This window comes from Streptomyces sp. RKAG290, from assembly GCF_023701695.1.
Classification (GTDB): domain Bacteria; phylum Actinomycetota; class Actinomycetes; order Streptomycetales; family Streptomycetaceae; genus Streptomyces.
The window spans coordinates 4,806,376-4,829,463 of record NZ_JAJOZC010000001.1 but is presented as its reverse complement, the minus strand read 5'-3'; the positions used below and the strand labels follow the sequence as shown (position 1 = coordinate 4,829,463).

The following is a 23,088-nucleotide window of genomic DNA, read 5'->3' as shown; positions in this document are numbered from 1 at the left end:
GCTTCGTATGAGCGACGAATCCACGCAGAAGGACGTTCTGAACGAGCTGGGCGACGACGGTCTCCACGAGGTCGCCCGGGTGCTGGACACGGACACGGAGGGCGCGCAGCGGTTTGTCGGTGAGACGGTCACCGCCACCGAGGAGGCGCCCGTGCCGGCGGAGGAGCCTCCGCTGACCGGGGTGGCCACGCTCGGCGGCGGGCTCGCGGGCGGGGTGCTCGGCAAGCTGAGCGGCCCGGTGGCCGGCGCCGTGGCCAAGCGGACCGGGCTGCCCCCGGCCACGGTCAAGCGCGGGGTCGAGCTGCTGCTGCCGCTGGTCCTCGCGGCTCTGGCGAAACGGTCCTCCCGTAAGAAGTAGCGCGTACGCGGCTCGTCTCAGAATCGCCGCGGCCGGCGCTGCCCGGAAGGCGAAACGGGGCCCGGTCTCTCGACCGGACCCCACTCGCTTTCCCCTCCCGTCGGAGCTTCCCGATCCCCCCGGATCCCCCCGGAAGCGTTCCGACGACAGAGGTGACCCGGCAGGATGCTCAAGGGTTGTACGTCTTGGCAATCTCTTTGCCTCAGCTGCCTGGGCGGCCGGGTCACGGGTTCAGCAGGCGTGCTCCAGGTACCGGGCGGCGACCTCGGCCAGCACCTCGGCACCGTCGCGTGCCCAGAGGTCCTCGTTGAAGATCTCCACCTCGATGGGACCGTCGAAACCGGTGGCCTCGACCGCCGTCCGGAAGGCGCGGAAGTCCACGCTGCCGTCCCCGAGTTGACCGCGCCCGACCAGGACTCCCGCCGGGAGCGGGGTGATCCAGTCGGCGAGCTGGAAGCTGTGGATCCGGCCGCCCGCACCCGCCCTGGCGATCTGGGCGGGCACCTGGTCGTCCCACCAGAGGTGGTAGGTGTCGACGACCACTCCGACCTGCTCGGCGGGGAAGCGTTCCGCAAGGTCCAGGGCCTGGGACAGGGTGGACACGACGCAGCGGTCCGAGGCGAACATCGGGTGCAGCGGTTCGATGGCCAGGCGTACGCCTCGTTCGGCTGCGTAGGGGGCCAGTTCGGCCAGCGCGTCCGCGATGCGTTCGCGGGCGCCGTACAGGTCCTTGCTGCCCTCCGGGAGGCCGCCCGAGACCAGGACCAGGGTGTCGGTGGACAGGCCGGCCGCCTCGTCGAGCGCCGCACGGTTGTCGTCCAGGGCGCGGGCCCGCTCGGCCGGGTCGAGTGCGGTGAGGAAGCCGCCCCGGCAGAGGCTGGTGACGGACAGGCCGGAGTCGGAGAGGAGGCGGGCTGTCGCCTCCACCCCGTACTCCTGGACGGGTCCCCGCCACAGACCGACCTGGCCGATGCCCGCCTTCACGCAGCCCTCGGCGAGCTCGGGCAGCGACCACTGCTTGATGGTCTCCTGGTTGAGGGAGAGCCGGGAGAGGTCGTTCGTCATCGGGCGCCTCCGTGCACGGTGAGCAGGGCCCGCATCCGGGCTTCGGCCAGCTCCGGATCGGGGAACAGGCCCAGCCGGTCGGCCAGTTCGTACGCCTTCGCCAGGTGCGGCAGCGAGCGGGCCGACTGCAGGCCGCCCACCATCGTGAAGTGGTCCTGGTGACCGGCCAGCCAGGCGAGGAACACCACGCCCGTCTTGTAGTAACGGGTCGGAGTCCGGAACAGGTGCCGGGACAACTCGACCGTGGGGTCGAGGAGTTCACGGAACCCCAAGGCGTCGCCCGTGTCGAGGACCCGTACCGCGTGCGCGGCCAGCGGGCCCAGCGGGTCGAAGATGCCCAGCAGTGCGTGGCTGAAGCCGCGGTCGTCGCCGGCGATCAGCTCCGGGTAGTTGAAGTCGTCGCCGGTGTAGCAGCGCACCCCGCCCGGGAGGCGGCGGCGGACGTCGATCTCGCGCTCCGCGTCCAGGAGGGAGATCTTGATGCCGTCGACCTTGTCCGGGTGTTCGGCGATGACCTGGAGGAAGGTGTCGGTGGCCGCATCGAGGTCGGCGGAGCCCCAGTAGCCGTCCAGCGCGGGGTCGAACATCGGGCCCAGCCAGTGCAGGACGACCGGCTCGGTGGCCTGGCGCAGCAGGTGGGCGTAGGTCTCCAGGTAGTCCTGCGGGCCGTTCGCCGCGGCGGCGAGTGCGCGGGAGGCCATCAGGATCGCCTGGGCCCCGCTCCCCTCGACGAGGGCCAGTTGTTCCTCGTACGCGGCGCGCACCTCGGCGAGCGTGGCCGGGCCCGCGGGGAGCTGGTCGGTGCCGACGCCGCAGGCGATCGCGCCGCCGACGGACCTGGCCTCGGCCGCCGAGCGGCGGATCAGTTCGGCGGCGCCCGCCCAGTCCAGGCCCATGCCGCGCTGGGCGGTGTCCATGGCCTCGGCGACCCCGAGGCCGTGGGACCAGAGGTGGCGGCGGAAGGCGAGGGTGGCGTCCCAGTCGACGGCGGCGGGCGAGTCGGGGCTGATGTCGGCGTACGGGTCCGCGACCACATGGGCGGCGGAGAAGACCGTACGGGAGGCGAGGGGCGCCCCGCCGGGGGCGAGGTCCAGCGGGGTGGTGCGGGGCTCGTAGCGCCCCTGCGGGAGGTGGATGGTCACAGGGTCAGCTCCGGTGCGACGGTGGTGGGGCGCGGCGTCACAGGTTCAGCTCCGGGACGTCGAAGCGGCGGCCCTCGGCGGATGACCTGAGGCCGAGCTCGGCGAGCTGGACGCCGCGGGCGCCGGCCATCAGGTCCCAGCTGTAGGGCTCGTCGAGCACGATGTGGCGGAGGAACAGCTCCCACTGGGCCTTGAAGCCGTTGTCGAAGACGGCGTTGTCGGGGACTTCCTGCCACTGGTCGCGGAAGGACTCGGTGACCGGGAGGTCGGGGTTCCACACCGGCTTGGGGGTGGCCGAGCGGTGCTGGACGCGGCAGTTGCGCAGGCCGGCGACGGCGGAGCCGTGGGTGCCGTCGACCTGGAACTCGACGAGCTCGTCGCGGTTGACCCGGACCGTCCAGGAGGAGTTGATCTGCGCGACGGCGCCGCTCTCCAGCTGGAAGATGCCGTACGCGGCGTCGTCCGCGGTGGCCGCGTAGGGCTTGCCGTGCTCGTCCCAGCGCTGCGGGATGTGCGTCTGGACGTGGGCCTGGACGGTGGTGACCCGGCCGAACAGCTCGTGCAGGACGTACTCCCAGTGCGGGAACATGTCGACGACGATGCCGCCGCCGTCCTCCGAGCGGTAGTTCCAGGAGGGTCGCTGGGCCTCCTGCCAGTCGCCTTCGAAGACCCAGTAGCCGAACTCCCCGCGCACCGAGAGGATCTCGCCGAAGAAGCCGCCGTCGATGAGTCGCTTCAGCTTCAGCAGGCCCGGCAGGAAGATCTTGTCCTGGACGACCCCGTGCTTGATCCCCGCGTCCCGGGCGAGGCGGGCCAGCTCCAGGGCGCCGTCGAGGTCCGTGGCGGTGGGCTTCTCGGTGTAGACGTGCTTGCCGGCGGCGACGGCCTTCTTGATCGCCTCGACCCGGGCCGAGGTGACCTGGGCGTCGAAGTAGATGTCGATGGTCTCGTCCGCGAGCACCGCGTCGAGGTCGGTCGACCACTCGGTCAGACCGTGCCGCGCGGCGAGCTCCTCCAGCACGTGGGCGCGGCGGCCGACGAGGACCGGCTCGGGCCACAGCACGTCGCCGTCGCCGAGGTCGAGTCCGCCCTGTTCGCGGATCGCGAGGACCGAGCGCACCAGGTGCTGCCGGTATCCCATGCGACCTGTGACGCCGTTCATGGCGATGCGCACTGTCCTGCGTGTCACGAAAGTTCCTCCATACACCCGTAGCAAGCGCTTTCTATACGAGAGGACGCTAGCCTGCCGACAGCGGCCTGGACAAGAGGGGGCACGCTGATTGCTCCTGTCCCCCTCATCACACCTCGGAGGAATGCGGATGACAGTCACCCTGGCGGACGTGGCGGCGCGCGCCCGGGTGTCCCCGGCCACCGTCTCCCGCGTACTGAACGGCAACTACCCGGTGGCCGCGTCCACTCGGGAGCGGGTGCTGCGCGCGGTGGACGACCTGGACTACGTGCTCAACGGGCCCGCGAGCTCGCTCGCGGCCGCCACGTCCGATCTGATCGGCATCCTGGTCAACGACATCGCCGACCCGTTCTTCGGGATCATGGCCGGGGCGGCACAGACGGAGATCGGCGGTCCGGGCGACGGTTCGGGCCGGGCGGGCGGCGAGAAGCTCGCCGTTGTCTGCAACACCGGCGGTTCCCCGGCCCGTGAGCTCACCTACCTCACCCTGCTCCAGCGCCAGCGCGCCGCCGCCGTCGTCCTCACCGGCGGCGCGGTGGAGGACCCGGCGCACCAGGCCGCGATGTCCGCGAAGCTGGCGAAACTCGCCGACGCCGGCACCAGGGTGGTGCTGTGCGGGCGGCCCCCGCTGCCGGACGGCGACTCGATCCTGGCCGCGCTCGCCTTCGACAACCGGGGCGGCGGCCGGCGGCTCACCGAGCACCTGATCTCGCTGGGCCACCAGCGGATCGGCTATGTCGCGGGACCGCTGGAGCGGACCACGACCCGGCACCGGCTGGAGGGCCACCGCGACGCGATGAAGGCCGCGGGGCTGGTCGGCGACGAGGACCGGCTCACCGTGCACGGCTCCTACGACCGCAGCTCCGGCTACGACGCCACCGTCGAACTCCTGCGCCGCGAACCGGGGATCACGGCCGTCGTCGCCGCCAACGACACGGTGGCACTGGGTGCCGCCGCGGCGATCCGGGACCGGGGCCTGCGCATCCCCGAGGACATCTCGGTGGCCGGCTTCGACGACCTGCCGTTCTCGGTGGACGTGGTCCCGGCCCTGACGACCGTACGGCTGCCGCTCTTCGAGGCGGGGGCGCGGGCGGGCCGGCTGGCGATGGGCAAGGAGACCCCGCCGCCGGGCGGCGTCGCGACGATCCCGGCGGAGCTGATGGTGCGGGGTTCGACGGCGGTGCCGCGGGTGTGACTTGGTTGCCCCGGACCGGGGCATCCGTCATGCAAGCCGTGAGCCGAAGGTGTGCCGGCCGCCGCCCGGTCCGTACGGTGCGCGGGGGCAGGCACAGGTACCGATGAAAGGAACATGCACGTGAAGCTCGCTTTCTCCACCCTCGGGGTGCCGGGGCTGCCGATATCCGAGGTCGTCCGGCTGGCGGCCGAGCACGGTTACCAGGGTGTGGAGCTGCGCGCCCACCCCGAGGAGCCGGTGCACCCGGGGCTCTCGATGCTCGAACGCGCCGATGTCGTCGAGGAGTTCAAGCGGGGCGGGATCGAGATCCTGACCGTGGCCGGCTATGTCCGGGCCGCGGCCGAGGGGGACGACCAGCCGGTGCTGGACGAGCTCGCCGGGCTGGTGGAGCTCGCCCGGGACCTGGGCGCGCGCAACGTCCGGGTCTTCCCCGGCGGCGGCGACCAGGACCCCGCCACGGCCGACGCGACCGCCGCCCGCCGGCTGGCCGCGGCCGCCCGTACGCCGCGGACATGGGCGTACGCATCCTGCTGGAGACGCACGACTCGCACCGCGCCGGGGCCGACGTGGCCCGGGTGGTGGGGACGGTGGGGCACGGGAGCATCGGCGCGCTGTGGGACATCATGCACACCTGGCTGGCCGGCGAGGAACCGGTCGCGAGCCATGCGGTGCTGGCCCCGCACCTGGGCTACGTACAGGTGAAGGACATCGCGTCGGCCGAGGCCACCGAGCCGCTGGCGCTGGGGGCCGGGGTGCTGCCGCTGCGGGCGTGCCTGGACACGCTGGACGCGGACAGCTGGGTCTGCTGGGAGTACGAGAAGCGCTGGCACCCGGGGGCGGCGGAGCTGCCGGGTCTGCTGGGCGCGGGACGCGAGCACCTGCTGCGGCTGGGCGCCCCGAAGCAGTAGGGCGCGCATCGCGGCGGCCGGCCCCTCTCTCAGACCGGGGCCGGCGCCGGCGCGTCCGCAGCCACCACGCGGGGCCGTCGCGCCCCCGCAAGTGACGTGAGGGCCACCCCGCCGACCAGCAGCGCCGCCGCGCACCACCGCAGCGGGCTGACCGACTCGTCGAGCAGGACCGCCGCCGACGACATCCCGAAGACCGGCACGAGCAGGGTGAACGGGGCGACGGACGAGGCCGGGTAGCGGCTCAGCAGGAAGCCCCACGCCCCGAAGCCGAAGACCGTCGTGATCCAGGCGACGTAGACGATGATTCCGGCGCCGCTCCAGTCGAGTGCGGCAAGCGCCGCCGTGTCGCGGTCCCAGCCCTCGAAGAGGAGGGAGAGGCCGAGCAGCGGCAGGACCGGCACGGTGGAGACCCACACCATGAAGTTGAGGGAGTCGGGCGGGGCGGCCTTGCGGGTCAGCACGTTCGACACACCCCAGCAGGCAGCCGCCGCGATCACCAGCACGAAGGCGAGCACAGGCCCGCTCGCCCCCTCGTCCACCGCGGCCACTCCGATGCCCGCGAGGGCCACCCCCATCCCCAACACCCTGACCCGCCCTGGGCGTTCACTGAGCGCGATCGCCGCGAAGAGCACCGTGAAGACCGCCTGCACCTGAAGGACCAGGGAGGAGAGACCGGCCCCATCCCCCGGTCCATGCCGATGAACAGCAGGCCGAACTTGGCCACACCCAGAACCAGCCCCACTCCCACGATCCACTTCCAGGCGACCTTCGGCCGGCCGACGAAGAAGACCGCGGGCAGCGCGGCGACCAGGAAGCGCAGGGCGGAGAAGAGCAGCGGCGGGAAGTGGGCGAGGCCGAGCTCGATGACGACGAAATTGACACCCCAGACGGCGGCCACCAGGGCGGCCAGGGCGATGTGTTGGGGACGCATGCACCGAGGATCACCCGTATCAACCATGTAGCACCAGCGCGGGTTTCTTCATGGTGGAATTGAGCGTTGCTAATGAATGAGTGCGTCACCCACCCCGGAGGCTCCGGTGCTCGACCTTTCCCGGCTGCGCGCGCTGCACGCCATCTCCGTCCACGGTTCCGTCGCGGGCGCCGCCGCCGCGCTCGGCTACACCCCGTCGGCGGTCTCGCAGCAGATCACCAAACTGGAGCGGGAGACCCGCACGACGCTGCTGGAACGCCGCGGGCGCGGGATCGCCCTCACCGAGGAGGCGGTCCATCTCGCCGCGACCGCGCAGCAGTTGCTGGCGATCGTGGAGCGGGCGGAGACGACGCTGGAGGAGCGCAGGGGGCTTCCGACGGGCCGGCTGTCGATCGGGGCGTTCGCCTCGGCGGCACGCGGGCTGCTGCCGGGGGTCCTGGCGGAGCTGGACCGCGAGCACCCGGCCCTGGACGTCCGGATGACGGAGGTCGATCCGCACCTCTCGGTCGACCTGGTGGCCAAGGGCGTGATCGACCTGGCCGTCGCGCACGACTGGGACATCGCCCCGCTGCCCGCCCCGGACGGCGTGGCGCAGGCGGTGATCGGGGACGACCGGTGCGACCTGCTGGTGCCGGCGGACCACCGGCTGGCGGGCCGGGACGGGGTGCGGCGCGAGGAACTGGCGAAGGAGCGGTGGATCTGCCAGCCGCCGGGGACGGTCTGCCACGACTGGCTCGTACGGACGCTGCGCACGGCGGGCTACGAGCCGGACATCCGGCACCAGGCGGAGGAGAACCACACCCAGCTGGCGCTGCTCGCCGCCGGTCTCGGCGTCGCGATGATTCCCCGGCTGGGCCGCGGGCCGTTGCCGGACGGGGTGGTGGCGGTGCGGATCGACCCGGTGCCGGTGCGCCGGCTGTACGCGCTGTGGCGCACGGAGGCGGCCCGGCGCCCCGCGATCACGGCGGCGGTCTCGGCGCTTCAGGCGCACGGGACGGGTGTGGGGCTGCGATAACCCACCGCGGGCGGGGTGGGTGGATTCGTCACCCCGCCAGGGCGGGACGGGACGCGCTCAAAATGGTCCGGACCCTTGACCGGAAGTTATTTTCTGGATATCCGTGCTTCTTGGCAGTTTCTTTCACCACCCCCTCGTCACCGAGTACGGCCGAAGGAGCTCACGTGCACCACCGCACCTCCAGACGCACCCTCCTCACCGCTACCGCCGCCACCGCAGTCGTGGCGGCGACGGGCGCGGCAGTCGCCCCCGGCGCCGTCGCCGCTCAGAAGACCGCGGCCGGCAGCTACAACTCCGCCGCCACCACCCGGCGGCTGAAGCGGCTCATCTCCCGGATGAGCCTGGAGGAGAAGGTCGGCCAGCTGTTCGTCATGCGGGTCTACGGGCACTCCGCCACCGACCCCGACCAGGCCGACATCGACGCCAACCTCGCCGAGATCGGCGTGCGCACGGCGGCGGAGATGATCGCCAAGTACCACGTCGGCGGCATCATCTACTTCACCTGGGCGCACAACACCCGCGACCCGCACCAGATCGCCGATCTCTCCAACGGCATCCAGCGGGCCGGTCTGGCAGGTCCCACTCCGCTGCCGCTGCTGGTCTCGACGGACCAGGAGCACGGCATCGTCTGCCGGGTCGGCGAGCCCGCCACGCTGCTGCCCGGCGCGATGGCGCTCGGCGCGGGCGGTTCGCGCTCCGACGCACGCAGGGCGGGGCAGATCGCGGGCGCCGAGCTGGCCGCGATCGGCATCTGCCAGAACTACGCCCCGGACGCCGACGTGAACGTCAACCCGGCCAACCCGGTGATCGGCGTGCGCTCCTTCGGCTCCGACCCGCAGTCGGTGGCCGGGATGGTCGCCGCCCAGGTGAAGGGGTACCAGAGCGCGGGGATCGCCTCCACGGCCAAGCACTTCCCCGGCCACGGCGACACCAGTACCGACAGCCACACCGGCCTGCCGGTCATCGGGCACACCCGCGAGCAGTGGGCCGAGCTGGACGAGCCGCCGTTCCGGGCGGCGATCGCCGCGGGCATCGACTCGATCATGACGGCGCACATCGTGGTGCCCGCGCTCGACCCGGCCGAGGACCCGGCGACCCTGTCCCGGCCGATCCTCACCGGCATCCTGCGCGAGGAGCTGGGCTACGACGGCGTCGTGGTCACCGACTCGCTCGGCATGGAGGGGGTCCGGACGAAGTACGGCGACAAGCGGGTGCCGGTGCTGGCCGTGCAGGCGGGCGTCGACCAGCTGCTCAACCCGCCCAGCCTCGACGTCTCCTGGAACGCCCTCCTGGCGGCCGTCAAGAGCGGCGAGGTCAGCGAGGCCCGGATCGAGGAATCGATCCTGCGCATCCTGCGGCTGAAGACGAAACTGGGGCTGTTCGACGACCCGTTCGTCAGCCACCGGGGCGTGGACCGCACCGTGGGCACCCGGTCGCACCTGGCCGCAGCCGACCGGATCGCGGAGCACACGACCACGCTGCTGGCCAACGACGGTTCGCTGCTGCCGCTCTCGCGCCGCTCCCACCGCAACCTCTTGGTGGTCGGTGCCGATCCGGCCTCCCCGTCCGGCACGACGGGACCGCCGACGACCACCCTGGCCGACGAGTTCAAGGGGCTGGGGTACGCGGCCACCGCCCTGTCCACCGGCACCGCGCCCACCCAGGCGAACATCGACGCGGCGGTAGCTGCCGCGCAGGGCAAGGACGCGGTGGTCGTGGGGACGTACAACGTCACGGCGACCAGTTCGCAGCGGGCCCTGGTGAGCGCGCTGGCCGCGACGGGCGTGCCGGTGGTCACGGTCGCGATCCGCAATCCGTACGACATCGCCCAGCTGGCCGGGACGGGATACGCGGCGAGCCTCGCCACGTACTCCTGGACCGATGTCGAACTGCGGGCGGCGGCCCGGGTGATCGCGGGCCGTGCCGAACCGGAGGGGACGCTGCCGGTGCCGGTCCAGCGTGCCGACGACCCGGCGCGGGTGCTGTACCCGGTGGGCTACGGCCTCACCTATTAGACGGAGCTGAGGCGTTCCGCGGCGGCGGCCCGAAAGGCCTCGGGTCGCCGCCGCGGGTTGCGCTACGGGTGCCGGTTGCCGAGCCGGTGCTCGGTCGTCAGGTCCCGGCTGTCGAGCCGGGCGTCGAACTTCGCGAGCGGCTTCGCCTTCGCCGGGTCGGCCTGGACCGCGGCCGGGGCGACGCCGGCCCAGCGCAGGATGGCCGCGGTGGCCGTGGCGTTCTCCGCCGGGTCCAGTCCTGCGACGTTCGAGCCGTGGTTGCCGCCGGCCACGGTGAAGACGTAGCTGTCACGGGCGCCCGCACCGAGCCGGAAGCGCTCGGCGCCCCACGGGTCGTTCTGCCCGTACACGTACAGCATGTGGCTGGCGTGGTGCTTCACCCAGCTGTCGACGTCACGCATCACCGAGGGCTGGGCCTTCATCGGGATGGAGCGCGGCACGAAGCTGCGGGGCGGCTGGTAGCCGTACCGGCTCAGCTTGCCGAGCCAGGGCTGCTTGATGTCGGGCGAACCGAGCTGGGTGCCCGCCTGGTAGTAGTACGGCGTGTACGTCTCCAGGCCCTGGTCGGCGTAGGCGGAGAAGCCGGAGATCGAGTCGACCGAATCCCAGATCGCCTGGTCGGTGGCGGTCTTGGCGTCGGCCGGCACGGAGTCGCAGTCGGCCAGCAGGCTGTACTGCCAGAACGCCCAGATGTAGTCCAGGACGACGGCCTCGTACGCCTTGTCGAGGGAGCCGACGGTGGAGAAGGTGTAGCCGTTGTCGGCGGCGTACTCCTCGTACTTCCGCTCCAGCGGCTTGCGCCGGATCAGCGCCTCGCGCTGCACGCCGTTCAGCTTGTCGCGGCACTCCTTGGTGCCGACGCCGGCCAGGAACCGGTCGTACGCCGAGTCCTCCTTGTTGACCACGTCGTTGGGCGCGACGTACGCGACGACGCCGTCCATGTCCTTCGGGTAGTAGCGCTCGAAGTACGTGGCGGTCATGCCGCCCTTGGAACCGCCGGTGGTCAGCCAGTTCTTGGAGTAGATCTTCTTCAGCGCGGTGAAGACCCGGTGCTGGTCACTGGCGGCCTGCCAGATGTCGAGCTTGGACCAGTCGGCGGGCGACGGGCGGGACGGGGTGAAGAACCGGTACTCCAGAGAGACCTGGTTGCCGTCGACGATCCGGGTCGGCTCCGAGCGGCCGGGGTTGGTGGAGACGTTGTAGCCGCTGGTGAAGAACACCGTCGGGCGGGAGGTGTCCTTGTGCAGCAGCGTGATCCGCTGCTGGAACGTGCCCTTGGACGGGTGCCGGTGGTCGACCGGCTGGGTGTAGTTGAGGACGAAGTAGCGGTAGCCCGGGTAGGGCTTCTCCTCGATGAGACTCATTCCCGGGATGGCCAGGATCCGGTCCTTGATGTCCGTGCTCGTCCCGCTGTCACTGACGGCGGAGCCGATCGCGGCCGGTTCTGCGGCGGTGGCCGCCCCGGCGGAGGCACCCGTCGCGCTCACTGTGCCGATCAGCACCGCGAGCGACAGGAAACCTCTGAGCGCCTTGCGCATGCACCCTCCCCTTGATTCACAACAGACGTCGTGAACCTAGCGGGGCAACACCACTGCCGCCAGACCCCGTTGCCTGCCGCTCCGGGGGTGTCACCCGGTCAGCACAGGATCCAGCCCGTGGTGCCGGTCCTTCCCGCGATCATGCCGGAGACCCGGACGCACCGGTTCAGGGCGTGCACGGTCACGGGTCCGGCCTGCCGGGTGAAGTTGCCTCGGTCGACGACGGGGCGGCCGCCGCGCGGCTGGATCTGTACGGACATCCGGCGCCGGGCGCCGGGCCTGGCCGCGACCGCGAGGGCGCAGGCGTAGGAGCGGGTCTTGTAGATGCGCAGCTCGCCCGTGGCGAACTTCAGCGTCTTGGCCGGACGGCCGGCGCAGACCGACGCGGCGGTGGCGGTGTGCGCCCCGACCCCGCCGAGGAGCAGTCCGAGTGCGACCGTCAGCGCAAGGACCAGCAGCCGGACGGAGGACCCGCGCCCCTCGCAGCCGCCGGGCCCCTCGGTCCCTCTGATCGTCGCTCTGTTCACCAGCAGCCCCATCGCCTCATCGAACACTCGTGCCCCTACCCGACACATGAACGCACATGCGTGTATCTGCCTACGACGCGGGAGGCCATCCGGAGGTTGCACCCGGCGCGCTCCGCATCCCGGGCAACCGAACCGCCACACGATGGCTCCCACAGGACAGAGCCATACGAAAGGCAGGCACACCATGACCCAGCTCCGCACCGCCCGGCGCACCCGCGGCCGTCGCCCCATCGGTCGCACGCTGCTCGCGGCCGCTCTCCTGACCGCCGTCGCCGCCGTCCCGGCCGCCGCCGCTTCCGCACCGCAGACCGCGCCCGCCGCGGCGCCGGTCCGCGACGACGTCTCCGCCGCCGAGGCCCGGCAGGTCGCCCACTTCTACGGCTCGTACCTCGACGCCGTCGCCGCCGAGGGCGGCGGACCCCTCGCCACCTCGCTGCGCGGCTTCTACCTGACGCCCGCCCTGCGCCGGGAGCTGACCGGCTGGGAGAAGAGCAACCACGCCGACGGAGTGCTGCGCGCCCAGAACATCCCGGCGGACTTCCGCGTCACCGCTGGCGACAGCGGCGCCGGCCACACGTGGTCGACGGTCCGGCTCACCTGGGGCTCGGTCGCCCACCCCACGTACACGTACCTGACCGTGCAGTCGGACCTGGCGACCGGGAAGATCTCCGGCATCCGCGAATAGCCGGTCCCGCCTCTCTCACACCCCCGCGGGCTCGTCCTCCCCGATGAAGGTGCGCCACAGCACGGCGTACTGCCCGTCCAGGGCGAGGAGTTCGTCGTGCGTGCCGTCCTCGACGACCCGGCCGTGGTCCATCACCACGACCCGGTCGGCGCGGGCGGCGGTGGTCAGCCGGTGGGCGACGACCAGCGTGGTGCGGCGGCCGGCCAGGCGGTCCGTCGCCTGGTTGACCAGGGCCTCGCTGGCCAGGTCGAGGGACGCGGTGGCCTCGTCCAGGAGCAGGATGTCCGGGTCGACGAGTTCGGCGCGGGCGAGCGCGATCAGCTGGCGCTGGCCGGCGGAGAGATTGCGGCCCCGCTCGGCGACCTCGTGCAGGTACCCGCCTTCGAGGGTGGCGATCATGTCGTGCGCGCCGACCGCGCGGGACGCCGCCTCCACCTCGGCGTCGGTGGCCGCCGGCCGCCCGTACGCGATGGCGTCGCGCACCGTCCCGGCGAAGAGGTACGCCTCCTGCGGTACGACTCCGAGCCGGTGCCGGTACGCGGTGAGGCCGAGGCTGCGCAGATCGGTGCCGTCCGCGGTGACCCGGCCGCCCGTCGGGTCGTAGAACCGGGCGACCAGCTTGACGAGGGTCGACTTGCCCGCGCCGGTCTCGCCGACGAAGGCGACCGTCTGACCTGCCGGGATGTGCAGGTCGATGCCGGTGAGGGCGGCCTCCTCGCCGCCGTATGCGAAGGACACGTCCTCGAACGCGATCTCGCCGCGCAGGGACAGCACGTCCAGCGGTTCGTCCTGGTCGGCGGTGGAGGCCGGTTCCTGGAGGAGCTCCTGGATCCGGCCGAGCGAGACCGTGGCCTGCTGGTAGCCGTCGAAGACCTGGGAGAGCTGCTGCACCGGTGCGAAGAACAGGTCGATGTAGAGCAGGTAGGCGACGAGCGCACCCGTGGTGAGCGTGCCGTTGTCGACCCGGCCCGCGCCGACGATCAGCACGGCCGCGGCGGCCACCGCGGAGAGCAGCTGCACGAACGGGAAGTACACCGAGATCAGCCACTGGCCGCGGACGCGGGCCTCGCGGTAGTAGTCGCTGCGGGCGGCGAAGCGGTCGGCGCCGTCCTGCTCGCGCCCGAAGGCCTGCACGATCCGGAGCCCGGAGACGGACTCCTGTAGGTCGGCGTTGACGGCGCTGATGCGCTCACGGGCCAGCTCGTACGCCTTGACGCTCTTGCGGCGGAAGAAGAACGTGCCGATGACCAGCACGGGCAGCGTCGCGAAGACGACCAGCGCCAGCTCGACGTCCAGGACCAGCAGCGCGACCATGATGCCGAAGAAGGTGACGACGGAGACGAAGGCCGTGACCAGCCCGGTCTGCAGGAACGTGGACAGCGCGTCCACGTCCGTCGTCATCCGGGTCATGATCCGGCCGGTCAGCTCGCGCTCGTAGTAGTCCAGGCCGAGGCGCTGGAGCTGCGCGAAGATCTTCAGCCGCAGGGAGTAGAGCACCCGCTCACCGGTACGGCCCGTCATCCGGGTCTCACCGACCTGGGCCGCCCACTGCACGAGCACGACGACGAGGCCGAGGGCGGAGGCCGTCCAGACCGCGCCGAGTGCCAGCTGGGTGACGCCCTCGTCGATGCCGTTCCTGATCAGCACCGGAAGGAGCAGTCCCGCTCCGGCGTCCACGGCCACCAGCGCGAGGCTCACCAGCAGCGGCAGTCCGAAGCCGCGCAGCAGCCGGCGCAGCCCGTAGGACTCCTCGGCGTGGACGGCGCGGGCCTCGTCGATGTCCGGGGTGTCGGTAGCCGGGGGCAGGGCGTCGACCTGGGCGAGGAGCTCGGCGGTGGCGGGCATGCCGGCCGCGTCGGTCTCGCGGGCCTCCTCCTTGCGGACCCACAGCTCGGGGGTGATGCCGCGCTCGGCGTCGAATTCGGCGTCCAGCTCCTCCTGGAGCGCACGGTCGTCCGCGGGGTCGGTCGCGGCGCCGACCGGCTGGTGGCCGGGCGAGGTGCCGCCGAGCTCGTCCGGGTCGGTGAGCAGGCGCCGGTAGAGCGCCGAGCGGCGCTCCAGCTCCTCGTGCGTACCGATGTCGGCGAGCCGGCCGTCCTCCAGGACGGCGATCCGGTCGGCGAGGTTGAGGGTGGAGCGGCGGTGGGCGATGAGCAGCGTCGTCCGGCCCGCCATCACCTGCCGCAGCGCGTCGTGGATCTCGTGCTCGACGCGGGCGTCGACGGCGGAGGTGGCGTCGTCCAGGAGGAGGAGCCGGGGGTCGGTGAGGATGGCGCGGGCGAGCGCGACGCGCTGGCGCTGGCCGCCGGAGAGGGAGAGTCCGTGCTCGCCGACCTCGGTGTCGTAACCGTGCGGCAGCTCGGCGATGAACCGGTGCGCCTGGGAGGCGCGGGCGGCCTGCTCGATCTGTTCGTCGGTGGCGTCCGGGACCCCGTAGGCGATGTTGGCGCGGATGGAGTCGGAGAACAGGAAGCTGTCCTCCGGCACGAGGCCGATGGCCGCGCGCAGCGAGCCGAGGGTCAGCTCGCGGACGTCGTGTCCGCCGACCAGGACGGCGCCGTGCGTCACGTCGTAGAACCGCGGCAGCAGCAGTGAGACGGTGGACTTGCCGCTGCCGGACGCGCCGACGACGGCCACGGTCTCGCCGGGCTCGATGGTCAGCGAGAACCCGTCGAGGACGGGGCGGTCCTCGTCGTAACCGAACCGGACGTCGTCGAACTCGACGCTGGCCGGGGCGTCGGCGGGGAGCTGCTTGGTGCCGTCCTGCATGGAAGGTTCGGTGTCGATCAGTTCCAGTACGCGCTCCACACCGGCGCGGGCCTGCTGTCCCACGGTGAGGACCATGGCGAGCATCCGGACCGGGCCGACCAGCTGGGCGAGATAGGTGGAGAACGCCACGAACGTGCCGAGCGTGATCTCGCCGCGGGTGGCGAGCCAGCCGCCCAGGGCCAGCATCGCGACCTGGCCGAGCGCGGGCACGGCCTGCAGGGCCGGGGTGTAACGGGAGTTCAGCCGGATGGTGCGCAGCCGCCCGGCGAAGAGCCTGCGGCCGACCTCGCGCAGCTTGCCTGTCTCCTGGTCCTCCTGCCCGAACCCCTTGACCACCCGGACCCCGGAGACGGCCCCGTCGACGACTCCGGCGACGGCGGCTGCCTGCGACTGGGCGTACCAGGTCGCCGGGAAGAGCCGGGTGCGGGAGCGGCGGGCGATGAACCAGAGGGCGGGGGCCACGGCGACGGCGACGAGGGTCAGCAGCGGCGAGAGCCACGCCATGATCACCAGGGAGAGCAGGAAGAGCAGGATGTTCCCGATGGTCATCGGGAGCATGAACAGGAGCCCCTGGATCAGCTGCAGGTCGCTGGTGGCGCGCCCGACGACCTGTCCGGTGGACAGCTCGTCCTGCCGCTTCCCGTCGAGGCGGGTGATCGTCCCGTAGATCTCGGTCCGCAGGTCGTGCTGCACGTCGAGGGCGAGCCGGCCGCCGTAGTAGCGGCGGATGAACGTCGAGACGTACACGAGGGCCGCGGCCGCCACCAGCAGCCCGGTCCACACGGCCAGGGAACGGGTGTGGTTGCCGACCACGTCGTCGATGATCACCTTGGTGACCAGCGGGACGAGGGCCATCACCGCCATTCCGGCGAGTGACGAACCGAGCGCCAGCAGCACGTTGCGCCGGTAGCGCCACGCGTAACCGCTCAGCCGCCGCGCCCAGCCGCTGGGCCGCTGCTGCGCGCTCCCTGTCTCCCCTGCGTCCGACACCCGATGCCTCCCGTTCGACCTGCTCTGCCGCAAGGCACCAACGCGGCAGGCTGCGGATTTCATCCCGCTGCAACAAATACGGGACCTTGGGCGTAGGTCCTTCCGCCCGGATCAGGACGGAGGGCGTAGGTCCTTCCTCCGGAGCAGGGCGGATCGGGGAGCGGGCCGGACGCGGGCCGGGGGATGATCCGGCCCGCGCCCTTTCGGGACTACCGCGGCTTCGCGGTGAGCATCCGGCCGGCCGGCGCCTCGGGCACCGGCGGGACCGCCTCCTGCGGGGCGGTGGGCACGGTGAAGGTCCTCGCCCTGAGGACCCGCGGGTTCAGGTCCTTGTGCACGGCCCGGGCCACCGCCTGGATGGTGTTGACGCCGTCGTTCATCGTCTTGTTGTCCTGGGTGAGTACGGTGAGCACGTAGTCGTGGCCGTTGCCGGTGAACGCCCCGATGCTGTGCACCCGCCAGCCGTGGGTGGCGCGCTGCAGCCAGCCGTTCTTGACCTGGACGGTGGCGTCGGCCGGTGCGCCGGCCGGCGTTCCCCAGCGCTGCGAGGAGACGACCTTGCGCATCAGCCCGAGCTCGTAGGAGCGTGCGCTGTCGCTGAGTACGGAGTTCTTCGAGGTGAGCAGGGTCAGCAGCCGCTGCTCGTCCTGGGCGGTGATCTGCGTCAGTCCCCAGTAGCCGTCCGACCCGGGCACGGTGTGCGTCATCCCGGCCGCCTTGAGGAAGGCCTGGACCTTGGTGGCGCCGAGCTGCTTCCACAGGCTGGTGGTCGCGTTGTTGTCGGACTTGGTGATCATCGCGGTGCTGAGGTCGATCTCGCGCTGCGTGAGGTAGCGGTCGTGCTTGGTGTTGTCCCAGAGCAGCGTGGCGAGCACGGTCGCCTTCACGACGCTGGCGGAGTCGTACTTCGACGTGGAGCGCAGGGTGCACGTTGTGTCGGTGGTCCGGTCGTGGAGCGTCACCGCGGTGGTCGACTTGCGGCCCTTGAGCGCGGCGGTGATGTCCTTCGACAGCTTGGCGGCGAGTCCGGCCTTGCCGGAGATGCAGCTCGTCGTCGGCGTCGCGGCCGCGGCGGGCGCCGCGCCGAGCGCCACGGGCAGGAGTACGCCGGTGGCCAGTGCGGCGCAGAGCGCGCCGCGGGCGCGCCGGGATATGTGGGATGTAGTCATTGTTGCGTTGCCGTCCCCTGAGTGGTCGTGCGGGCGCGCCCCCCGGCACACCCGTCAGAGATGACTCGTGGCCGGCCGGAAAGTTGTATGCGCCAGGCGGTCCGATCCGTCCGGCGTCCGGACCGCCGTCAGCCGGGAGGGGCGTGGGACGCGCGGGAACACGCGGCTCGCCCCGGGGCGGTGACGGCCCCGGGGGCGGCCCGGACGGTGTCCTGAAGGCGGGCCCGGCCCTGATGTCCGACGCCCCATAGGTGCGTCGGGCCGGATGTGCGCGGTGCTACCGGAGGTGCGCGGTCCTACAGGTGCGTCGGCTCGAACATCCTGAGGAGCGCCGGGAGTACGACGACCGAGGGACCGGGCTGCGCGAAGGCCTTGGCCAGGTCGTCGGCGAGCGTCTCGGGGCTCGTACGGACCGCGGGGACGCCGAAGGACTCCGCGAGGGCGACGAAGTCGGGGCGGGACAGCTCCGTCCCGGTGGCCTCGCCGAAGGCGCCGGTCATGTACTCGCGCAGGATGCCGTAGCCGCCGTCGTCGACGATCAGCCAGGTGACCGGGAGGTCGTACTGGCGGGCGGTGGCGAGTTCCGCGAGGGAGTACATCGCGCCGCCGTCGCCGGAGACCGCCAGGACCGGCTTCGTACGGTCGGCCGCCGCCGCACCGATGGCCGCCGGGAATCCGTAGCCGAGGCCGCCCGCGCCCTGGGCCGAGTGCATGGTGTTGGGGTGGCGGGCGTCGAAAGCTGACCAGGCCCAGTAGGCCAGGATCGTCATGTCCCAGAAGCTGGGGGACGTGTCGGGCAGGGCCGCGCGGATCTCGGCGACGAGGTGCTGCTCCAGCGTGAGTTCCTGGGCGGCGATCCGCTCCCGCACCCGGCCGAGCACGGTGGCGACGCGCTCGGCGGCGGTCGGGTCCTCACGGGGGGTGACCGCGTCGAGGAGGTCGGCCAGGGCGTCGCGGGCGTCGGCGTGGATGCCGAGCGCCGGGTGGTTGGACTCCAGCTTCCCGGCATCGGCCTCGATCTGCACGACCCGGCCGCGCGGGGCGAAGGTGTGGTAGTTCGAGGAGAGTTCGCCGAGCCCGGAGCCGACGACCAGCAGCACGTCGGCGTCCTCCAGGAAGTCCGTCGTGTGACGGTCCTCCAGCCAGGACTGGAGCGAGAGCGGGTGCTCCCACGGGAAGGCGCCCTTGCCCCCGAAGGTGGTGACGACCGGGGCGTCGACCCGCTCGGCGAGTGCGCGGAGCTTGCCGGACGCGTCGGAGCGTACGACCCCGCCGCCCGCGATGATCGCCGGTCGCTCGGCGTTCGACAGCAGGTGGGCCGCCACGGCGATGAGTTCGGGGCGGGCGTGCAGTTCGCGCGGGGTGGCGTCCATCGCGGTGACGACCGGCAGCGTCGTCTCGGCCAGCAGGACGTCCTGCGGGATCTCGATCCAGACCGGGCCGTGCGGGGCGGTCAGCGCGGACTCCCAGGCGGCGGCGATCGCGGACGGGACCTGTGAGGCGGTACGTACCGTGTGGACCGACTTCACGACGTCGCGGAACGACGCCTTCTGGTCGCGCAGCTCGTGCAGGTAGCCGTGGCGCCCGCCGCCCAGACCCGCGGTCGGGATCTGGCTGGAGATGGCCAGCACGGGGGCGGAAGCGGCGGCCGCCTCCTGGAGCGCGGCGAGCGAGGTGAGCGCGCCGGGGCCGGTGGACAGCAGCAGCGGGGCGACCTCGCCGGTGATGCGCCCGTAGGCGTCGGCGGCGAAGCCCGCGTTGTTCTCGACGCGCAGGCCGACATAGCTGAGGGACGAGCGGCGGAGCGCGTCGAACATGCCCAGCGCGTGCTGTCCGGGAAGCCCGAAGACGGTGGTCGCGCCGAGTCCCTGAAGCGTCTCGACGACGAGGTCGCCGCCGTTGCGCCCGGGCGGGGGGTTCAGTGCGGCGGCGATCTGCTCGGGGGTGAGCTCGGGCCGCTCGTCGTGGTGGTCGTGGCTCACTTCTGCGCTGCCTCCGCAATCTGGCGGGTCATGATCGTCGTCAGCTCGTACGCGGTGTGCGAGGCGGCGACGGAGGTGATCTCCGCGTGGTCGTACGCCGGGGCGACCTCGACCAGGTCGGCGGAGACCAGGTTGCAGGAGGACAGCCCGCGGAGGATCTCGAGCAGCTCACGGGAGGTGAGACCGCCGGCCTCCGGGGTGCCGGTGCCGGGGGCGTGCGCCGGGTCGAGGACGTCGATGTCGATGGAGATGTAGAGCGGCCGGTCGCCGATGCGCTGCCTCAGCTGGTCGGCGACCTCGTCCACGCCGCGTCGCATGACGTCGGCGGAGGTCACGATCCCGAAGCCCATCTTGGCGTCGTCGGTGAGGTCCTGCTTGCCGTACAGCGGGCCGCGGGTGCCGACGTGGGAGAGCGCGGAGGTGTCGAGGATGCCCTCCTCGACGGCCCGCCGGAACGGCGTGCCGTGGGTGTACTCGGCGCCGAAGTAGGTGTCCCAGGTGTCGAGGTGCGCGTCGAAGTGGAGCAGGGCGACAGGGCCGTGCTTCTTGGCGACGGAGCGCAGCAGCGGCAGGGCGATGGTGTGGTCGCCGCCGAGCGTCATCAGGCGGGCGCCGGTGCCGAGCAGATCGTCGGCCGCGGCCTCGATCGTCTCGACGGCCTCGTTGATGTTGAAGGGGTTGGCCGCTATGTCTCCGGCGTCGGCGACCTGCGCCAGGGCGAACGGCGAGGCGTCCTGTGCCGGGTTGTACGGCCTGAGCAGCCGCGAGGCCTCCCGGATCGCGTTCCCGCCGAACCGGGCGCCGGGCCGGTAGGAGACCCCGCTGTCGAAGGGCACGCCGACCACGGCGACATCAGCGGTGCCGACCTCGTCGAGCCGGGGCAGCCGGGCGAACGTCGCCGGCCCGGCGTACCGCGGAACGCGGGAGGAGTCGACGGGTCCGCGCGGCGTTGCGTTGCTGCTCATGTGGTGGGTGGCCTTTCCTTCGATTACGCGCTGCTCCGAGTGTGCCGGATCGCCCGCAACGGCACGGAAGTACTCATACGGGTCCGCTGACGACGCTAGGCGGAGGGGCGGCAAGCCTGAAGTGTACGTTTCGTCCATTCTTGCGACGCGGGAAGGATGAATCATCCACACCGGTGTTCCGGCGGGGCCGCCGAGCGGGCGGGGCGCAGTCGGTGGGAGTAGGCCGGCGCAGGATGCGGGGCGCTCCTGTTCGGCGCCCAACGTGCGCGAGGGACGGCGGACGAGCGGCTCGGGAAGGTGTTCGCCGGGATCGCGATCGCGGCCGTGCTCTGTGCGGGTGCATAGGGTGGCATTCCTCCGGCACACCCTGGAGCTGGCCACCTTCGTCTTCCCGTGGCCCCGTTCGCCGCCTACTGCGCGGCGGATGGCATCACACGCGTACATCGTCGCGTTCGCTATCCCGCCGACCGATTCAACGCCGCGGCAGCGGGAACTGGCGATGCGCGATGAAGTTGCTGTTCATGTCACGCCATACCCGTCGGCGACTTGTTGCCACACCATCCACCAGCCCGGAAATGTGTCCGAGGCGCACCCCACGCGATCACGACGTATTGCTCAACGCCTATTCTCTCAGTTCGCGTTTGTCGATCCAGAAAGGTTTCGGCCTTCTGAAGTCGATAGAGAAGGATCACCATCGTAGGATATCGACTACGATGATGAGCAGTAAGCGTTCAGGCGCATGAAGATGCGGTCACCACATCTCTTCGAGCACTTCGCCAAGCATGCGGTTCCACTCACTCTCCGGGTCACTGAGGGGAGTCGGGTCGATTGAATCCACTTCCTGGCGAAAGGATTCGACGAGATTCTCGACATTCGGCGACTCAGGATAGGCCGCCTTATATGCGTCGTCAAGCTTCCGGAATTCAGTCAGGCAGTACACCAGCGACGCGATGTCACGATGCATGAGTTGATACTCGTCGGAACTTTCCTGGAATACGTAAACTTTCCCTGAAATAGGATCGATCGTGACGAGCGCTGCGGGGAGATGACCCAAAACCTGCCAGTCCTGCGATTCCACCGGACAGTGCCGATTGTCAAGCTCAAAGAGAGGGCCCAGCTCATACGGGGAGCGCTCCAATGCCTGCAGTGTGATTCCGGAGTCGAAGACGTGGTCATTGGGCAACCCGACGGAACTGAGGAAAGTGGATGTTGTAGAATTCAGATGATTTAGAGAATATTCAGGAAAGAATCTTACACCGTTTGCGCCATAGGTGCTGAAGAGGCTTTCACGCGTGACCGGGCAGCTCATGCGAGAATCCTACTCTCACCAATTCCTGGGAGAAAAAAGTCTGATTGAGGTCTTCTATCCCAAAGAACTGTTACAGTCGAGTGGCCTTTCCCTGCTCGCGAAAGCCTGCTTGGCACTCGACGCCCGCGTTCCCATCAGAATAGAGCAGGGCTACGGGCCCGCCCCGCCCTTGGCCTCTGACACAGAGGAGGGATGCAAGATTCGAGCCCCGGGACGTCGGCGACAATGAGACGTACACATCCACACTCACCTGGCTGGATCGTCTGCGCTCCGGCGACGATCGCGGACTCGTATCCTCCATCGCAGCTGGCTCCGTTCATGCCGGAGGGAACGCTGTGATTGCTAGCACTCCTGTAGCACGCTGGACGTGGGGACGCGACGATCAGCACGGAGACAAGATCGCCGCGTGCCTCCACGAACTATTGACGGCCTGGGCCATCTTGGAGAGATATCAACTTGCAGTTGGTGTTCCCGACGTCTCCGTATCTGTGCACGAGGCCGGGAAGCCGAACAGCTATCTGTTCAAAGGGAATCTCGTACTGGAAACTGAATCGAGCTCTCCGGGAGTTGCGCAACAACTGGCCGGCCAGGTCGAAGCAGCATTGCTCCCAGGAGAGATCGGGGCCGTGCACGCAGATGCGAAGAATTCCACTGTCGTCATTAACGGCGCTTATGGAATCCGCGAAAATGGAGTGTTCCAGGTCGGAACCTCAGTAATTCTCGACTACTTGGGCACTGACCTTGTGACGTTCTCCGATGCCTGGATGCCGTACGACCTCAAAGGCCGCGCACAGCCCAGTGTGCATGCAGCCAATGCCCCCCGGTTGTCCGCCGCCCTCCTGGATCTCTCCGAGGCGCTCCGCTCGGAAACCGACCCGGATGAAGCCACTCACTTCGGCAAGCCGACCGAGACCGGTGTCGACAGCTACCTCCAGGAAGACGGCACAGCGTCCGATGTGTGGTCCAGCTTCGAAGTCTCCTATCGGTACAGCGAGTTCACGCACGCACCCGGCTTTGACGGCATCGGCTTCAAACGCTCCGCGGAGGGCGACGTCCAGTACGTGCCCGTGCTCGGTGAGCACGGGCTGCTGGGGTATCTCTGGGCCTCCGACGCAGAGGAGGCGGCAAGCTTCGAGCCCCGGGATGTCGGCGACGATGAGACCTACCAGTCCGGACTCCTTTGGCTGGATCGCCTGCGCTCGGCGCATGACCGTGGCCTGACCCCTCCGAAGCGCTGTCCGACCTGAAAAAGTTCCTGGGGCCTACCAGGCCCAGCACCCTCGACCTGGCATCGCTGCGGAAACTGGCGAGAGATAGCTGATTCCCCGCGTTTGCC

The 23,088-nt window shown here is 70.7% G+C and carries 16 protein-coding genes and 2 pseudogenes; 7 read left to right on the top strand and 11 right to left on the bottom strand.

The features are described 5' to 3' along the window. Nucleotides 1–7: 7 nt before the first annotated feature. Nucleotides 8–358, top strand: a complete 351-nt coding sequence (locus LNW71_RS21275) for a hypothetical protein (protein ID WP_250969686.1) — start codon at nt 8–10, stop codon at nt 356–358. A 231-nt stretch (nt 359–589) separates the two neighbouring features. On the opposite strand, the gene LNW71_RS21270 is transcribed toward LNW71_RS21275, so the two are convergent. Genes LNW71_RS21270 through LNW71_RS21260 form a run of 3 tightly spaced genes read right to left on the bottom strand, consistent with a single transcriptional unit; the run spans nt 590 to nt 3,754 of the window. After that, entirely contained in the window at nt 590–1,423 is an 834-nt protein-coding gene (locus LNW71_RS21270; protein WP_250969685.1) for a sugar phosphate isomerase/epimerase family protein, read from the bottom strand. After that, nucleotides 1,420–2,565: a dihydrodipicolinate synthase family protein gene (locus tag LNW71_RS21265; protein ID WP_250969684.1), complete on the bottom strand. Its 1,146-nt coding sequence runs from the start codon at nt 2,563–2,565 to the stop codon at nt 1,420–1,422. The genes LNW71_RS21270 and LNW71_RS21265 overlap by 4 nt, the downstream gene beginning before the upstream one ends. Before the next feature lie 37 nt (nt 2,566–2,602). Next, nucleotides 2,603–3,754: a Gfo/Idh/MocA family protein gene (locus LNW71_RS21260; protein ID WP_250969683.1), complete on the bottom strand. Its 1,152-nt coding sequence runs from the start codon at nt 3,752–3,754 to the stop codon at nt 2,603–2,605. Nucleotides 3,755–3,884: 130 nt separating this feature from the next. On the opposite strand from LNW71_RS21260, the gene LNW71_RS21255 reads away from it, so the two are divergent. Both LNW71_RS21255 and LNW71_RS21250 read left to right on the top strand, forming a co-directional pair. Further along, nucleotides 3,885–4,949: a LacI family DNA-binding transcriptional regulator gene (locus LNW71_RS21255; RefSeq protein WP_250969682.1), complete on the top strand. Its 1,065-nt coding sequence runs from the start codon at nt 3,885–3,887 to the stop codon at nt 4,947–4,949. Between the two features lie 120 nt (nt 4,950–5,069). Next, nucleotides 5,070–5,857 (top strand): annotated as a pseudogene (locus LNW71_RS21250) (sugar phosphate isomerase/epimerase family protein). A 29-nt stretch (nt 5,858–5,886) separates the two neighbouring features. Here LNW71_RS21250 and LNW71_RS21245 read toward each other — a convergent pair. Beyond that, nucleotides 5,887–6,788, bottom strand: a pseudogene (locus LNW71_RS21245) (EamA family transporter). A 106-nt stretch (nt 6,789–6,894) separates the two neighbouring features. Here LNW71_RS21245 and LNW71_RS21240 point away from each other — a divergent pair. Beyond that, the gene (locus LNW71_RS21240; protein WP_250972086.1) at nt 6,895–7,803 is read left to right on the top strand and encodes a LysR family transcriptional regulator; all 909 of its coding nucleotides are present in this window, start codon (nt 6,895–6,897) and stop codon (nt 7,801–7,803) included. Between the two features lie 164 nt (nt 7,804–7,967). Continuing rightward, nucleotides 7,968–9,818, top strand: coding sequence for a glycoside hydrolase family 3 protein (locus LNW71_RS21235; RefSeq protein WP_250969681.1), 1,851 nt, complete (start codon nt 7,968–7,970; stop codon nt 9,816–9,818). A gap of 62 nt (nt 9,819–9,880) precedes the next feature. Here LNW71_RS21235 and LNW71_RS21230 read toward each other — a convergent pair whose 3' ends face one another. After that, on the bottom strand, nt 9,881–11,356 hold the full coding sequence (locus LNW71_RS21230; RefSeq protein ID WP_250969680.1) for a S28 family serine protease: 1,476 nt from the start codon (nt 11,354–11,356) through the stop codon (nt 9,881–9,883). A gap of 98 nt (nt 11,357–11,454) precedes the next feature. After that, nucleotides 11,455–11,895, bottom strand: a complete 441-nt coding sequence (locus tag LNW71_RS21225; protein ID WP_285802869.1) for a hypothetical protein — start codon at nt 11,893–11,895, stop codon at nt 11,455–11,457. 172 nt (nt 11,896–12,067) lie between these two features. Here LNW71_RS21225 and LNW71_RS21220 point away from each other — a divergent pair, with 172 nt between their 5' ends. Further along, the gene (locus tag LNW71_RS21220; protein ID WP_250969678.1) at nt 12,068–12,568 is read left to right on the top strand and encodes a hypothetical protein; all 501 of its coding nucleotides are present in this window, start codon (nt 12,068–12,070) and stop codon (nt 12,566–12,568) included. A 15-nt stretch (nt 12,569–12,583) separates the two neighbouring features. Here LNW71_RS21220 and LNW71_RS21215 read toward each other — a convergent pair whose 3' ends face one another. The 5 genes from LNW71_RS21215 to LNW71_RS21195 form a co-directional block, all read right to left on the bottom strand. Next, nucleotides 12,584–16,327: an ABC transporter ATP-binding protein gene (locus tag LNW71_RS21215; protein ID WP_250969677.1), complete on the bottom strand. Its 3,744-nt coding sequence runs from the start codon at nt 16,325–16,327 to the stop codon at nt 12,584–12,586. A gap of 209 nt (nt 16,328–16,536) precedes the next feature. Then, nucleotides 16,537–17,496 carry a serine hydrolase gene (locus tag LNW71_RS21210; RefSeq protein ID WP_250969676.1) on the bottom strand — a complete coding sequence of 320 codons (960 nt, stop codon included), beginning with the start codon at nt 17,494–17,496 and terminating at the stop codon, nt 16,537–16,539. 296 nt (nt 17,497–17,792) lie between these two features. After that, complete coding sequence (locus tag LNW71_RS21205; RefSeq protein WP_250969675.1) at nt 17,793–19,478, bottom strand: thiamine pyrophosphate-binding protein; 1,686 nt, start codon at nt 19,476–19,478, stop codon at nt 17,793–17,795. Next, complete coding sequence (speB, locus tag LNW71_RS21200) at nt 19,475–20,443, bottom strand: agmatinase (protein WP_250969674.1); 969 nt, start codon at nt 20,441–20,443, stop codon at nt 19,475–19,477. Before speB ends, LNW71_RS21205 begins: the two co-directional genes overlap by 4 nt. Before the next feature lie 751 nt (nt 20,444–21,194). After that, a complete protein-coding gene (locus tag LNW71_RS21195; protein WP_250969673.1) occupies nt 21,195–21,752 on the bottom strand; it encodes an SUKH-4 family immunity protein in 558 nt (185 codons plus the stop codon). A 335-nt stretch (nt 21,753–22,087) separates the two neighbouring features. Between LNW71_RS21195 and LNW71_RS21190 the strand changes: the two genes are divergently transcribed. Then, the gene (locus LNW71_RS21190; RefSeq protein ID WP_250969672.1) at nt 22,088–22,999 is read left to right on the top strand and encodes a hypothetical protein; all 912 of its coding nucleotides are present in this window, start codon (nt 22,088–22,090) and stop codon (nt 22,997–22,999) included. Nucleotides 23,000–23,088: the final 89 nt, after the last annotated feature.

Bases quoted from the DNA above. Each gene is read 5' to 3' on its own strand.
- LNW71_RS21275 (WP_250969686.1), top strand. From the start codon at position 8: ATGAGCGACGAATCCACGCAGAAGGACGTTCTGAACGAGCTGGGCGAC.
- LNW71_RS21270 (WP_250969685.1), bottom strand. From the start codon at position 1,423: ATGACGAACGACCTCTCCCGGCTCTCCCTCAACCAGGAGACCATCAAG.
- LNW71_RS21255 (WP_250969682.1), top strand. From the start codon at position 3,885: ATGACAGTCACCCTGGCGGACGTGGCGGCGCGCGCCCGGGTGTCCCCG.
- LNW71_RS21230 (WP_250969680.1), bottom strand. From the start codon at position 11,356: ATGCGCAAGGCGCTCAGAGGTTTCCTGTCGCTCGCGGTGCTGATCGGC.
- LNW71_RS21225 (WP_285802869.1), bottom strand. From the start codon at position 11,895: ATGGGGCTGCTGGTGAACAGAGCGACGATCAGAGGGACCGAGGGGCCC.
- LNW71_RS21220 (WP_250969678.1), top strand. From the start codon at position 12,068: ATGACCCAGCTCCGCACCGCCCGGCGCACCCGCGGCCGTCGCCCCATC.
- LNW71_RS21210 (WP_250969676.1), bottom strand. From the start codon at position 17,496: ATGACTACATCCCACATATCCCGGCGCGCCCGCGGCGCGCTCTGCGCC.
- speB (WP_250969674.1), bottom strand. From the start codon at position 20,443: ATGAGCAGCAACGCAACGCCGCGCGGACCCGTCGACTCCTCCCGCGTT.
- LNW71_RS21195 (WP_250969673.1), bottom strand. From the start codon at position 21,752: ATGAGCTGCCCGGTCACGCGTGAAAGCCTCTTCAGCACCTATGGCGCA.